Annotated in this window: 10 protein-coding genes; 1 reads left to right on the plus strand and 9 read right to left on the minus strand. The window is 57.7% G+C overall.

The window, feature by feature from the left end; translation table 11 throughout:
* Nucleotides 1-127: 127 nt before the first annotated feature.
* From lpdA to sdhC, 7 genes are all read right to left on the minus strand, one after another.
* Nucleotides 128-1564: a dihydrolipoyl dehydrogenase gene (gene lpdA / locus GTU76_RS09590; RefSeq protein ID WP_180698503.1), complete on the minus strand. Its 1437-nt coding sequence runs from the start codon at nucleotides 1562-1564 to the stop codon at nucleotides 128-130.
* Nucleotides 1565-1661: 97 nt separating this feature from the next.
* A complete protein-coding gene (odhB, locus tag GTU76_RS09595; RefSeq protein WP_180698504.1) occupies nucleotides 1662-2885 on the minus strand; it encodes a 2-oxoglutarate dehydrogenase complex dihydrolipoyllysine-residue succinyltransferase in 1224 nt (407 codons plus the stop codon).
* Nucleotides 2886-2927: 42 nt separating this feature from the next.
* Nucleotides 2928-5759, minus strand: a complete 2832-nt coding sequence (locus GTU76_RS09600) for a 2-oxoglutarate dehydrogenase E1 component (RefSeq protein ID WP_016987865.1) — start codon at nucleotides 5757-5759, stop codon at nucleotides 2928-2930.
* Between the two features lie 251 nt (nucleotides 5760-6010).
* The gene (locus GTU76_RS09605; protein ID WP_008077942.1) at nucleotides 6011-6715 is read right to left on the minus strand and encodes a succinate dehydrogenase iron-sulfur subunit; all 705 of its coding nucleotides are present in this window, start codon (nucleotides 6713-6715) and stop codon (nucleotides 6011-6013) included.
* A gap of 11 nt (nucleotides 6716-6726) precedes the next feature.
* Nucleotides 6727-8499 carry a succinate dehydrogenase flavoprotein subunit gene (sdhA, locus tag GTU76_RS09610; RefSeq protein WP_008077944.1) on the minus strand — a complete coding sequence of 591 codons (1773 nt, stop codon included), beginning with the start codon at nucleotides 8497-8499 and terminating at the stop codon, nucleotides 6727-6729.
* Nucleotides 8500-8502: 3 nt separating this feature from the next.
* A complete protein-coding gene (gene sdhD / locus GTU76_RS09615) occupies nucleotides 8503-8871 on the minus strand; it encodes a succinate dehydrogenase, hydrophobic membrane anchor protein (RefSeq protein WP_003222999.1) in 369 nt (122 codons plus the stop codon).
* Entirely contained in the window at nucleotides 8865-9239 is a 375-nt protein-coding gene (sdhC, locus tag GTU76_RS09620; protein ID WP_016773673.1) for a succinate dehydrogenase, cytochrome b556 subunit, read from the minus strand. The genes sdhD and sdhC overlap by 7 nt, the downstream gene beginning before the upstream one ends.
* A gap of 363 nt (nucleotides 9240-9602) precedes the next feature.
* On the opposite strand from sdhC, the gene gltA reads away from it, so the two are divergent.
* Nucleotides 9603-10892, plus strand: coding sequence for a citrate synthase (gene gltA / locus GTU76_RS09625; protein WP_007919904.1), 1290 nt, complete (start codon nucleotides 9603-9605; stop codon nucleotides 10890-10892).
* Nucleotides 10893-11940: 1048 nt separating this feature from the next.
* On the opposite strand, the gene GTU76_RS09630 is transcribed toward gltA, so the two are convergent.
* Nucleotides 11941-13599 (minus strand): cation acetate symporter, encoded by a 1659-nt coding sequence (locus tag GTU76_RS09630; RefSeq protein WP_016987517.1) that lies wholly within the window; start codon nucleotides 13597-13599, stop codon nucleotides 11941-11943.
* On the minus strand, nucleotides 13596-13907 hold the full coding sequence (locus GTU76_RS09635) for a DUF485 domain-containing protein (protein ID WP_016987516.1): 312 nt from the start codon (nucleotides 13905-13907) through the stop codon (nucleotides 13596-13598). The genes GTU76_RS09630 and GTU76_RS09635 overlap by 4 nt, the downstream gene beginning before the upstream one ends.
* Nucleotides 13908-14017 lie beyond the last annotated feature (110 nt).

A 14017-nucleotide genomic window follows, 5' to 3' on the forward strand; every position in this document is an offset into this window, starting at 1 on the left:
CCGCGCCACCTGTGACTGCTGCTTGCGTAGCTGAGCTACGCAAGACTGCGTCCAGCGGACATTCCGCGGTGAGACTTGCTCGCAAGGCTCACGACGGGCCGTTACCGCCGTGGTTTCTTATTGTCTGTTAACGCTTTTTGCGGTTGGCAATGTGGATGGCGCCGCCATTCACTGCCAAAGCAGCTTCATGCAAGGCTTCAGACAGGGTCGGATGGGAGAAAACCATCATGCCCAGATCTTCAGCGCTGGTGCCGAATTCCATACCGATCGCGCCCTGCTGAACCAGTTCTGCAGCGCTCGGGCCAATCACGTGCACGCCCAATACGCGGTCAGTCTTGGCATCAGCGATGACCTTGACGAAACCACCGGTATCGTTGGCGGCCATGGCACGGCCGGAAGCGGCGAACGGGAAGGTGCCGACGTTAACTTCAACGCCTTCAGCTTTCAAGGCCTGCTCGGTTTTGCCAACCCACGCGATTTCCGGGTGAGTATAAATAACCGAAGGGATCAGGTCATAGTTCATCTGGGCTTTGTGGCCCTTGATGCGCTCGACAACCATGATGCCTTCTTCCGAAGCTTTGTGAGCCAGCATCATGCCGCGAACCACGTCACCGATGGCGAAAACGCCCGGCACGGTGGTCGCGCAGTGATCGTCAACGTGCACGAAACCGCGCTCGTCGAGGGTCACGCCGCTGTCGGAAGCCAGCAGATCAGTGGTCACCGGACGGCGACCAACGGCTACGATCAGCTTGTCGAAAGTGATGGTCTGTTCGCCGTTGGCGTCGGTGTAGCTCACAACGACTTCGTCGCCGTTGACTTTCGAGCCGGTTACGCGAGCGCCCAGTTTGATGTCCAGACCTTGTTTGGTCAGGGTTTTCAGCGCTTCCTTGGAAACAGCGGTGTCCGCTGCCATCAGGAAGGTGTCCAGCGCTTCCAGGACAACCACTTCAGAACCCAGACGCGACCATACCGAACCCAGTTCCAGACCGATCACGCCAGCGCCGATCACGCCCAGACGCTTAGGTACGGTCTGGAATTCCAGTGCGCCAGTCGAATCAACGATGACTTTCTGATCAACCGGAGCCGGTGGAATGTCGATCGGACGCGAGCCTGGCGCCAGAATCACGTTTTCAGCTTCGATGACTTCAACCGAGCCGTCTGGCTTGGTGACTTCGACTTTCTTGCCAGCCAGCAGTTTGCCGTGGCCCTGGATCGAAGTAACGCCGTTGGCCTTGAACAGGGTAGCAACGCCGCCGGTCAGGTTCTTGACGATGCCAGCCTTGCGGCCAACCATCGCAGCGACGTCCATTTTGACTTCGCCAGTCGAGATACCGTGAACGTTGAAGCTTTCTTTCGCTTCCTTGTATTTCCAGGAGCTGTCGAGCAGTGCCTTGGAAGGAATGCAGCCCACGTTCAGGCAGGTGCCGCCCAGGGCTTGCTTGCCTTCAGCGTCGGTGTACTTCTCGATGCAGGCAGTGGTCAGACCCAGCTGCGCCGCCTTGATGGCAGCCACGTAGCCACCAGGGCCAGCACCGATCACTACTACGTCAAATTTCTGCGACATTCAAAAAATCCTCTTTAGCGAAAAGCTTCAAGCCGCGCGCTCCAAGCCAAGCTGCCCTTTCCTGCAACTTGAAACCTGAAGCCCGCGACTGCTTCTATCAGATATCCAGCAACAGACGAGCCGGATCTTCCAGCAGGTTCTTGATGGTCACCAGGAAAGTCACAGCTTCTTTGCCATCGATCAGACGGTGATCGTAGGACAGTGCCAGGTACATCATCGGACGGATAACGACCTGACCGTTGATGGCCATAGGACGCTGGATGATGTTGTGCATGCCCAGAATCGCTGCCTGCGGCGGGTTGACGATCGGGGTCGACATCATCGAACCGAAGGTACCACCGTTGGTGATGGTGAAGGTACCACCGGTCATCTCGTCCATCGACAGTTTGCCGTCACGGGCTTTTTTGCCGAATGTTGCGATGCCGCCTTCGATTTCAGCCAGGCTCATCAGCTCGGCGTTACGCAGAACCGGAACCACCAGGCCACGGTCGCTGGAAACGGCAACGCCGATGTCCGCGTAGCCGTGGTAAACGATGTCAGCGCCGTCGATCGATGCGTTAACAGCTGGGAAGCGTTTCAGCGCTTCGGTAGCCGCTTTCACAAAGAACGACATGAAGCCCAGGCGTACGCCGTTGTGGGACTTCTCGAACAGGTCCTTGTACTTCGAACGCAGAGCCATGACTTCGGTCATGTCGACTTCGTTGAAAGTGGTCAGCATCGCCATGTTCGACTGAGCTTCAACCAGACGCTTGGCCACGGTGGCGCGAACGCGGGTCATCGGTACGCGCTTCTCGATGCGGTCGCCAGCGGCGAACACAGGAGCGGCGGCCGAAGGAGCAGCAGCCTTGGCAGGCGCGGCAGCCGGAGCGGCTTTCTTGGCAGCAACAGCAGCGACTACGTCTTCCTTGGTCACACGACCGCCCTTGCCGGTGCCGGCAACGGAAGCGATGTTGATGCCGTTTTCTTCAGCCAGCTTGCGCGCAGCAGGAGCAGCAACAGGATCGTCTTCGCCTTCAGCAGCAGCCGGGGCAGCGGCAGCAGCGGCCGGAGCAACAGCGGCGGCTGGAGCTGCGGCAGCAGCGCCGCCCGCTTCGATGGAGCCCAGCACTTCGTCGGACAGAACGGTGTCGCCTTCGTTCTTGACGATTGCGCCCAGCACGCCATCAGCGGTAGCCAGAACTTCCAGTACGACTTTGTCGGTTTCGATGTCGACGATCAGGTCGTCGCGCTTGACAGCGTCGCCCGGTTTTTTGTGCCAGGTGGCAACGGTGCCATCGGCAACCGATTCCGGGAAAGTGGGGGCTTTGATCTCGATAGCCATTATCTGTGGTTCCTTAAATTCGGTTTCAGGTGCGCGAAGGCGTTAAATGGTAAACGCGTCTTGCAGGAGTTTTTCCTGCTGCTCGGCGTGCATCGATGCGTAACCACAAGCAGGTGCAGCAGAAGCCTCACGGCCCGCGTACTCAAGTACGAGAGACTTGTCGAGGTTCCCGATGCTGCGACGCAAGTGGTGCTGGCTGCAGTACCAGGCGCCCTGGTTCATCGGCTCTTCCTGACACCAAACGGCATTTTTGACGTTGGTGTATGGAGCCAGGACTTCTTTCAAGTCGTCCTCAGGGAATGGGTACAGCTGCTCGATACGCACGATAGCGATATCTTCACGGCCTTCGGCACGGCGTTTTTCCAGCAGGTCGTAGTAGACCTTGCCGCTACACAGAACAACGCGCTCGACCTTTTTCGGGTCCAGTGCATCGATTTCCGGGATCACGGTCTGGAACGAACCTTCGGCCAGATCTTCCAGGGTCGAGATGGCCAGCTTGTGGCGCAGCAACGACTTCGGCGTCAGCACGATCAGCGGCTTGCGCAGCGGACGAATTACCTGACGACGCAGCAAGTGGTAGATCTGTGCTGGCGTAGTCGGGACGGCGACCTGAATGTTGTGCTCGGCGCACAGTTGCAGGTAACGCTCAAGACGTGCCGAACTGTGCTCAGGGCCCTGACCTTCGTAACCGTGTGGCAGCAACATGGTCAGACCGCAGAGACGGCCCCACTTGTGCTCGCCGCTGGTGATGAACTGGTCGATTACAACCTGTGCACCGTTGGCGAAGTCGCCGAACTGGGCTTCCCAGATCACCAGCGCATCCGGCGTGGTGGTCGAGTAACCGTATTCGAACGCCAGTACCGCTTCTTCCGACAGGAACGAGTCGTACAGATCAAAACGCGGCTGACCGTCGTACAGGTGCTGCAGCGGAATGTAGGTGCCTGCGTCTTTCTGGTTGTGCAACACAGCGTGACGGTGCGAGAACGTACCGCGGCCGATGTCCTGACCAGTCATCCGGATCGGGTGACCTTCGAACGCCAGGGTCGCGTACGCCATGGTTTCGGCGTAACCCCAGTTGATCGGCAGGCCGCCGGCTTGCATTTTCTGACGGTCTTCGTAGATCTTCGCGACCTGACGCTGAACCACGAAGCCTTCCGGAATTTCCAGCAGCTTGGCGGACAGTTCTTGCAGGGTCTTCAGATCAAAGCGAGTGTCGTGACGCGCAGTCCAGGCGTGGCCCAGATACGGACGCCAGTCCACGAACAGCTCTTTGTTCGGCTCTTTGACCAGCGATTTCACTACGTGCAGACCGTTGTCCAGCGCGTTGCGGTATTCGTCGACCTTGGCCTGAACACGCTCAGCGTCCAGCACACCGCCCTGGGTCAGACGATCAGCGTACAGCTCACGAGTGGTGCGCTGTTTGGTGATCTGCTGATACATCAGAGGCTGGGTGCCGCTTGGCTCGTCGGCCTCGTTGTGGCCGCGACGACGGTAGCAGACCAGGTCGATCACCACGTCACGCTTGAACTGCATGCGGTAGTCGATGGCCAACTGGGTCACGAACAACACGGCTTCCGGATCATCACCATTCACATGGAGGATCGGCGCCTGGATCATCTTGGCAACGTCGGTGGCGTACTCGGTAGAACGCGAGTCCAGCGGGTTGCTGATGGTGAAACCGACCTGGTTGTTGATCACGATGTGCACGGTACCGCCGGTCTTGAAACCGCGGGTCTGCGACATCTGGAAGGTTTCCATGACCACGCCCTGACCTGCGAATGCAGCATCACCGTGGATGGAGATCGGCAGAACCTTCTCACCGGTCGGGTCGTTACGACGATCCTGACGGGCGCGAACCGAACCTTCGACCACCGGGGAAACGATTTCCAGGTGGGACGGGTTGAACGCCATGGCCAGGTGAACTTCACCGCCGGCGGTCATCACGTTGGACGAGAAGCCCTGGTGGTATTTAACGTCACCGGAACCCAGCTCGACCTTCTTCTTGCCTTCGAACTCGTCGAACAGCTCGCGCGGGTTCTTGCCGAAGGTGTTGACCAGCACGTTCAGACGGCCACGGTGGGCCATGCCGATGACGACTTCCTTGGTGCCGTAGGAACCGGAACGCTGGATCAGTTCGTCGAGCATCGGAATCAGGCTTTCGCCGCCTTCCAGACCGAAACGCTTGGTGCCCGGGTATTTGGTGCCCAGGTATTTTTCCAGGCCTTCACCGGCGGTCACGCGCTCAAGCAGGTGGCTCTTGATGTCGGCGGAGTACGTCGGACGACCACGCACGCTTTCCAGACGCTGCTGGAACCACTGGCGCTGCTCGGAATCGGTGATGTGCGTAAATTCAGCGCCGATGGTGCGGCAATATGTCTGCTGCAACGCTTCGTGAATTTCGCGTAGGCTCGCTTCCTCTTTGCCGATGAACAGGTCGCCGGCACGGAAGGTCGTATCAAGATCGGCATTGGTCAAGCCGTAATGATTGATCGACAGGTCTGCAGGTGCAGGACGCTGCCACAGCCCCAGCGGGTCAAGCTGGGCTGCCTGGTGGCCACGCATACGGTAGGCCTGGATCAATCGCAGCACTTCAACTTGCTTCTTCTCGTGCTCACTGCTCACGCTGCCGGCGGAAACCGGTTGAGCGCGGCGCTGGTTCTTTGCCAGCAGCACGAAATGATCGCGAATTGTCGAGTGCGAAACATCAGTGGCAGAGTTGCCGTCGGCAGGCAACTTCTGAAAGTAGGTGCGCCACTCTTCTGGCACAGCGTTAGGGTCGTGCAGGTAGAGCTCATAAAGCTCTTCCACATAGGCAGCGTTTCCACCTGAAAGGTAGGCGCTGTTCCACATGCGCTGCATCACGCTTTCTTGCATGCTTGGTCACCCTCGGTTAGGGGAACACCATCGATGTCGACACCGAGCAAACTTGCAGAAGTCCGAATGCAGCGACTAAAACAAGCCACTTAGGATCACACTGATAGTCCGGGTACCAGCCCGGATGCCCCTGCTTGTCTCATTTCTTCAAAATAAGAGCCGCAGCTTATGGCTACTGCTCTGGTTATAGCCATGACGCGGGTTGAAGCCCGCGCCACAGCCTCTACGGTGCAGCGGTTACAGCAGCTGAATCACACGCCGCTCGAAAGCAGCATGTTACGGATGTGACCGATGGCCTTAGTCGGGTTCAGGCCTTTCGGACATACGTTGACGCAGTTCATGATGCCCCGGCAGCGGAAGACGCTGAACGGGTCATCGAGCGAAGCCAGACGCTCGTTGGTCTTGGTGTCACGGCTGTCTGCGAGGAAGCGATAAGCTTGCAGCAGTGCAGCTGGACCCAGGAACTTGTCCGGATTCCACCAGAAGGACGGGCAAGAGGTCGAGCAGCAAGCGCACAGGATGCACTCGTACAGACCATCGAGCTTTTCGCGCTCTTCCGGCGACTGCAGACGCTCGATGGCCGGAGCCGGCGTGTCGTTCTGCAGGTAAGGCTTCACCTTCTCGTATTGCTTGTAGAAGATGCTCATATCGACGACCAGGTCACGGATAACCGGCAAACCTGGCAGTGGACGAACAACCAACTTGTTACCTTTTACAACCGCAGACAGCGGCGTGATGCACGCCAGACCGTTCTTGCCGTTGATGTTCATGCCGTCGGAACCACAAACGCCTTCACGGCAAGAGCGACGATAGGAGAAACCTTCGTCCTGCTCTTTGATCAGGGCCAGTACGTCCAGCACCATCAGATCTTTACCACCGGTATCGATCTGGAATTCCTGCATGAACGGCGCGGCGTCCTGATCAGGGTTGTAACGATAAACGCTGACTTGCAACATGGCGGCCACCCTTAATAAGTCCGAATCTTAGGTTCAAAAGTCGGAACAGTCTTCGGCGAGAAGTTCACGGCACGCTTGGTGACGCGCTTGTCACCCGGGAAGTACAGGGTGTGGCACAGCCAGTTTTCGTCGTCACGGTCTTCGAAGTCTTCGCGGGCGTGAGCACCGCGCGACTCTTTGCGGACTTCAGCGGCGATGGCGGTAGCTTCAGCCACTTCCAGCAGGTTTTGCAGTTCCAGCGCTTCGATACGAGCAGTGTTGAACGCCTGCGACTTATCGTTGATTTTCACGTTGGCGATGCGGGTACGCAGGTCAGCAAGCTGAGCGATACCTTTCTGCATGTATTCGCCGGTACGGAATACACCGAAGTAGTTCTGCATGCAGTTTTGCAGTTCGCGACGCAGGGTAGCCACGTCTTCGCCATCAGTACGGCTGTTCAGCGCGTTCAAACGCGACAAGGCAGCTTCGATGTCGGCTTCGGTAGCGTCGTCGTATTCGATGCCGTCGGTCAGCGCTTTTTCCAGGTGCAGGCCGGCAGCGCGGCCGAATACCACCAGGTCGAGCAGCGAGTTGCCGCCCAGTCGGTTGGCACCGTGAACCGATACGCAAGCCACTTCGCCCACAGCGAACAGACCAGGGATGATCTTGTCGACGCCTTCAGCGTCCTGGGTGATCGCCTGGCCATGAATGTTGGTGGCAACGCCGCCCATCATATAGTGGCAAGTCGGAACAACCGGAACCGGAGCAACAACCGGGTCAACGTGTGCGAAAGTCTTCGACAGTTCGCAGATGCCTGGCAGACGGCTGTGCAGCACTTCCTCGCCCAGGTGGTCGAGTTTGAGCAGTACGTGGTCGCCATTCGGACCGCAACCGTTGCCGGCGATGATTTCTTTAACCATCGAGCGAGCAACCACGTCACGACCGGCAAGGTCTTTGGCGTTCGGAGCATAACGCTCCATGAAACGCTCGCCGTGCTTGTTGATCAGGTAACCACCTTCACCACGGCAACCTTCTGTAACCAGTACACCGGCGCCGGCGATGCCGGTCGGGTGGAACTGCCACATTTCGATGTCTTGTACCGGCACGCCAGCACGCAGAGCCATGCCGACGCCGTCACCGGTGTTGATCAGGGCGTTGGTGGTGGAAGCGTAGATACGACCTGCACCGCCGGTAGCCAATACGGTGGCCTTGGCGCGGATGTAGGTGGTTTCGCCGGTTTCAATGCAGATCGCGATCACACCGACGAAGTCGCCTTCCTGGTTTTTCACCAGGTCGACAGCGTAGTACTCGTTCAGGAACGTGGTACCGGCTTTCAGGTTGCCCTGATAAAGGGTGTGCAGCAGCGCGTGACCGGTACGGTCGGAAGCGGCGCACGTACGGGCAGCCTGCCCGCCTTTGCCGTAGTCCTTGGACTGACCACCGAACGGACGCTGGTAGATACGGCCCTGTTCGGTACGCGAGAACGGCATGCCCATGTGGTCCAGCTCATAAACAGCAGCCGGGCCTTCCTGACACATGTATTCGATAGCGTCCTGGTCACCGATGTAGTCGGAACCCTTGACGGTATCGTACATGTGCCAGCGCCAGTCATCGTTCGGGTCAGCGGACGCGATTGCGCACGTGATGCCGCCCTGAGCCGATACAGTGTGCGAACGGGTCGGGAAAACCTTGGTGATCACGGCAGTCTTGTGACCGCCCTGTGCCAGTTGCAGCGCAGCGCGCATGCCGGCACCGCCACCACCAATAATGATGGCGTCGAAAGAAATCGTTGGAATGTTAGCCATGACTCAGATACCCCAGAGAATCTGCACACCCCAGACGAAGTAAGCGAACATCGCAACGCCGCATACTGCCTGGAAAAGGAAACGTATCGCCGTTGCGGACTTGCCGAACGCCATTGGCGTCAGGTAGTCAGTCGCGATGGTCCACATGCCGACCCAGGCGTGAGCGCCGAGAGCAACAAGGGCCAGGAGGCTGAAAATACGCATCCCGTTGTGGGCGAACAGTTCATGCCACTGGGCATACTCGAGGCCAGGGTGGGCCACGACGTATCCGATCAGAAAGATGAAGTAAGCCGCGAGAACGACCGCAGACACACGTTGCGCCATCCAGTCATAGAGGCCCGAACGCGACAGGTTCGTGACGTTAGTTACCATATCCAAACTCCTGCCAGAACGATTACCACCACGGAAACGGCGATAACGATTTTCGAGCCCAGTTTGCCGCCTTCCAGCGTCTCACCGATGCCCATGTCCATGATCAAATGGCGCACACCGGCTACCAGGTGATACAGCAGAGCGGACAGGATGCCCCAAATCACTAGCTTGGCTAGCGGACTGGTCAGACACGCTTTCACCTGACCGAAGCCTTCCTCGGAGCTCAGCGACTTGTCCAATGCATAAAGCATGATGGCAAGGCACACGAAGAGGATGACACCGGAGATACGGTGAAGAATGGACGTGTAAGCAGTGACTGGGAGTTTGATGGTCCTTAGGTCTAGGTTTACAGGTCGTTGGCTTTTCACGGCTTTTTTTTCACACTGAAGAGCCCCTAACAATCAGGGCAAAGTTGTTGGGGAGTGCACTGGTCAGGTAACCACCACCCAGGGATGCGACCCCCAATGAAAGCAAGCCCAAAAGCCCTTGGCGGTCGGTGGCCGAGTATAGACAGTTAGGCTACTAATGACAACGCAATCACCTACCCCCAATAGCTGATTGCACAAGTTGCATAAAAGGCGTAAATGGCAGGCAATTTCGAGGAAAAAGTGCGCTTAAAGCCTTCTGGAGCAAGACTTTAGGCAAATTGACATTCGAATTTATCTCACTATAGTGGTGCGGGCCCTGCGTGGGGGGTCTGTCTGATGGTTCAAGCATAAATAGGAGGCCACATGGCTGACAAAAAAGCGCAGTTGATCATCGAGGGCGCAGCCCCCGTCGAGCTGCCCATTTTAACCGGCACCGTTGGTCCCGATGTTATTGATGTTCGGGGTCTGACGGCCACGGGCCGCTTCACTTTCGACCCGGGTTTCATGTCGACCGCCTCGTGCGAGTCGAAGATCACCTATATCGACGGCGACAACGGCATTCTGTTGCACCGCGGCTACCCGATCGAACAGCTGGCTGAAAAGTCGGACTACCTGGAAACCTGCTACCTGCTGCTCAACGGCGAATTGCCGACCGCAGAACAGAAGGCCCAGTTCGTCAGCACCGTGAAAAACCACACCATGGTTCACGAGCAGCTGAAAACCTTCTTCAACGGTTTCCGTCGCGACGCCCATCCAATGGCCGTCATGTGCGGTGTAGTCGGCGCCCTCTCGGCCTTCTACCACGACTCCCTCGACATCAATAACCCGCAGCATCGCGAAATCTCCGCGATCCGTCTGGTTGCCAAGATGCCGACCCTGGCAGCGATGGTTTACAAGTACTCCATGGGCCAACCCATGATGTACCCGCGCAACGACCTGACGTACGCGGAAAACTTCCTGCACATGATGTTCAACACCCCGTGCGAGATCAAACCGATCAGCCCGGTGCTCGCCAAGGCCATGGACCGGATCTTCATCCTCCATGCCGACCACGAGCAGAACGCTTCGACCTCCACCGTGCGACTGGCCGGTTCTTCGGGTGCCAACCCGTTCGCCTGTATCGCCGCCGGTATCGCCGCACTGTGGGGCCCTGCCCACGGCGGCGCGAACGAAGCCGTTTTGACCATGCTTGACGAAATTGGCGATGTTTCGAACATCGACAAGTTCATCGCCAAGGCCAAGGACAAGAACGATCCGTTCAAACTGATGGGCTTCGGTCACCGCGTTTACAAGAACCGCGACCCTCGCGCGACTGTAATGAAGCAGACCTGCGACGAAGTACTGAAGGAACTGGGCATCAACAACGATCCGCAACTCGAACTGGCCATGCGCCTGGAAGAGATCGCGCTGACCGACCCGTACTTCATCGAACGCTCGCTGTACCCGAACGTCGACTTCTACTCGGGGATCATCCTCAAGGCGATCGGTATTCCGACCAGTATGTTCACCGTGATTTTTGCGCTGGCACGTACTGTTGGCTGGATCTCCCACTGGAAAGAAATGCTCTCCAGCCCGTACAAGATTGGCCGTCCGCGCCAGCTGTACACTGGTTACGAGTCGCGTGATATTTCCAAGCTGGAAGACCGTAAATAAGAGCTGTCTTGCGATAACGTCTTAATGTTGTACCGGGAACGGCCTCTATTTATATAGGGGCCGTTTTTGTTTGTGTGGTCTCAGCGGCCTGTGGGCCGACTGGTTTTGGGTATTGGGTTTATATCCGTTTCTTCGGGTCCTGCCGCTGGCGGTTTCGCTCTTACAGCGACTCACTTTTCCAAACGCCGAAAAGTAAGCAAAAGGCTTTGCCCCTGGCGTACGGCACTTCGCTGAGGCTCAGTGTTCCCTCGCTACGGTGTCCATCCGGGGGCATCGCCTACGGTTTGCTTCGCTGCACCTCCTCTCGATGTATGCGGCTTCGCCGCACGGCGCTGCGCGCCTCCCCCCGGATGAACACCTACGCTCGGCCTGCCGAAAGGGGCAAAAGATCAGAAACCAAAGCCAAAGCAAGATCACAAGCCAGATCAAGAGCCCCTCACCCTAGCCCTCTCCCGGAGGGAGAGGGGACTGATTGAGGTGTTTGGGGGAGCTACGCCGACGTGCGATACCGCGTTGAACTCAGGTTTTGAAAAGCCCACAAATCGGCTCCCTCTCCCTCGGGAGAGGGCTGGGGTGAGGGGCAAATCCACCACAAATCCAAAGCCGACCACCCGCTCTTCACCACTCAATAGGCCGAGTGGCAGCTCGCCTGCTCTTGATCTTGATCCACCAGCGACGTCGGAAGGCTGAGTGGAGGGATTGATCCGGGCGTGGGAGCGCAGCGACCGTTTGGCGAAGCCAAACACAGCGAGAGGAGGTGCAGCGAAGCAAACCGTAGGCGCTGCGCCCGGATCGATCCCGCAACGAAGGAACCACGAGCCCCAGCGAGCGGGCCGCACGTAGGAGCAAGCGTTTTTTGCTTACTTTTTTTGGCGTTTGAAAAAAAGTGAGTCGCCGTCAGGGCGAAACCCTAAGCCGCCGCTACCGCAGCAACGGATATGTACACGATCCACACAAAAAACACAGCCCGCCCGATAACCGCCCACAAAAAATGCCCCGATCTCTCAACCGGGGCATTCAGCAAAACACTCAAACAAGCATCAAGCGATCAATGCGAAACCGCCCCACTCGCCCCCAACCCGGTCTGCGAACGCACAAACTGCGGGAAGAACAGCGCCCGCTCTTTATCCGCAGCCGCCGACTTATCAGTAATCGAGAAGAACCAGATCCCGACAAAAGCAATGATCATCGAGAACAACGCCGGATACTCGTAAGGGAAGATCGCCTTCTCGTGATGCAGAATCTGCACCCAGATGGTCGGGCCAAGGATCATCAAGCCAACCGCACTGACCAGCCCAAGCCAGCCGCCAATCATCGCACCACGAGTGGTCAGCTTCTTCCAGTACATCGAAAGCAGCAGTACCGGGAAGTTACAGCTCGCCGCGATCGAGAACGCCAGGCCCACCATGAACGCAATGTTCTGGCTTTCGAACAGAATGCCCAAGCCAATCGCCAGCACTGCCAAGGCAATGGTGGTGATCTTCGAGACACGAATCTCGTCCTTCTCGTTCGCCTTGCCCTTCTTGATCACACTGGCATACAGGTCGTGAGAAACCGCCGAGGCACCGGCCAGCGTCAGGCCTGCCACAACCGCCAGAATGGTCGCGAACGCCACCGCCGAGATAAAGCCGAGGAAGATACTGCCACCGACCGCGTTGGCCAGGTGCACCGCCGCCATGTTGTTGCCGCCCAACAGCGCGCCAGCAGCATCTTTGAAGGCCGGGTTGGTGCTGACCAGCAGGATCGCGCCGAAGCCGATGATGAAGGTCAGGATGTAGAAGTAGCCGATGAAGCCAGTGGCGTAGAGCACGCTCTTACGTGCTTCTTTTGCGTCACTTACGGTGAAGAAGCGCATCAGAATGTGTGGCAGGCCAGCGGTACCGAACATCAGCGCCAGACCCAGCGAGAAGGCCGAAATCGGATCCTTGACCAGACCGCCCGGGCTCATGATCGCTTCGCCTTTGGCGTGAACCTTGATCGCCTCGGAGAACAGCGTGTTGAAGTCGAAGCCTACGTGCTTCATCACCATCAACGCCATGAACGAGGCACCGGACAGCAACAGCACAGCCTTGATGATCTGTACCCAGGTGGTCGCCAGCATGCCGCCGAACAGCACGTACATGCACATCAGCACACCGACCAGAATCACCGCGACGTGGTAGTCCAGACCGAACAACAGCTGGATCAACTTGCCGGCACCGACCATTTGCGCAATCAGGTAGAACGCCACCACCACCAGCGAGCCGCAGGCCGATAGGGTGCGGATCTGGGTTTGCCCGAGGCGGTAGGACGCCACGTCGGCAAAGGTGTATTTACCCAGGTTACGCAGACGCTCGGCGATCAGGAACAGGATGATCGGCCAGCCCACCAGGAAGCCGATCGAGTAGATCAGGCCATCGTAGCCGGAGGTGAACACCAGCGCGGAAATCCCCAGGAAGGACGCTGCCGACATGTAGTCACCGGCAATCGCCAGACCGTTCTGGAAACCGGTGATCTTGCCGCCGGCCGCATAGTAGTCGGCCGCCGAGTTGTTTTTCTTCGAGGCCCAGTAGGTGATGTACAACGTCGCGCCAACGAAGGCGACGAACATCAGGATCGCTGGAATGTTCAGTGGCTGTTTGGCCACTTCACCCGTCAACGCGTCAGCCGCCCAGACACTCGGCGCGAAAGCGGCAACACTCAATAAAGCCAGTAGACGCCGGATCATTGCTGAGCCTCCTTGAGAATCGCATTGTTCAGGTCGTCAAACTCGCCATTGGCGCGGCGCACGTAGATACCGGTGAGGATGAATGCCGAAAGAATCAGCCCGACACCGATCGGGATGCCCCAGGTAATGGATGATTCAGGACTGATCTTCGCGCCCAGAATATGCGGCCCGTATGCGATCAGCAGAATGAATGCGGAGTAAAGCCCGAGCATGATTGCCGAGAGAATCCAGGCGAATCGTTCCCTTTTCTGAACCAGCTCCTTGAATCGGGGACTGTTTTGAATCGAGAGGTAAATGCTGTCGTTCATTGTTTTTATCCTCGCAGCACAGATTATTGTTGGAACATAGCTAATGTATGCGGCTGCGGGAGCGGTAACAGACGACCTTAGTAGTAGAACGCCATGACACTTTTGCCAAT

Origin of the sequence: Pseudomonas crudilactis, assembly GCF_013433315.1 — a bacterium.
GTDB classification, from domain to species: domain Bacteria; phylum Pseudomonadota; class Gammaproteobacteria; order Pseudomonadales; family Pseudomonadaceae; genus Aquipseudomonas; species Aquipseudomonas crudilactis.

Excerpts from the sequence above, each read along its gene's own strand:
- lpdA (WP_180698503.1), bottom strand. The coding sequence starts at position 1,564 with ATGTCGCAGAAATTTGACGTAGTAGTGATCGGTGCTGGCCCTGGTGGC.
- odhB (WP_180698504.1), bottom strand. The coding sequence starts at position 2,885 with ATGGCTATCGAGATCAAAGCCCCCACTTTCCCGGAATCGGTTGCCGAT.
- GTU76_RS09600 (WP_016987865.1), bottom strand. The coding sequence starts at position 5,759 with ATGCAAGAAAGCGTGATGCAGCGCATGTGGAACAGCGCCTACCTTTCA.
- GTU76_RS09605 (WP_008077942.1), bottom strand. The coding sequence starts at position 6,715 with ATGTTGCAAGTCAGCGTTTATCGTTACAACCCTGATCAGGACGCCGCG.
- sdhA (WP_008077944.1), bottom strand. The coding sequence starts at position 8,499 with ATGGCTAACATTCCAACGATTTCTTTCGACGCCATCATTATTGGTGGT.
- sdhD (WP_003222999.1), bottom strand. The coding sequence starts at position 8,871 with ATGGTAACTAACGTCACGAACCTGTCGCGTTCGGGCCTCTATGACTGG.
- gltA (WP_007919904.1), top strand. The coding sequence starts at position 9,603 with ATGGCTGACAAAAAAGCGCAGTTGATCATCGAGGGCGCAGCCCCCGTC.
- GTU76_RS09630 (WP_016987517.1), bottom strand. The coding sequence starts at position 13,599 with ATGATCCGGCGTCTACTGGCTTTATTGAGTGTTGCCGCTTTCGCGCCG.
- GTU76_RS09635 (WP_016987516.1), bottom strand. The coding sequence starts at position 13,907 with ATGAACGACAGCATTTACCTCTCGATTCAAAACAGTCCCCGATTCAAG.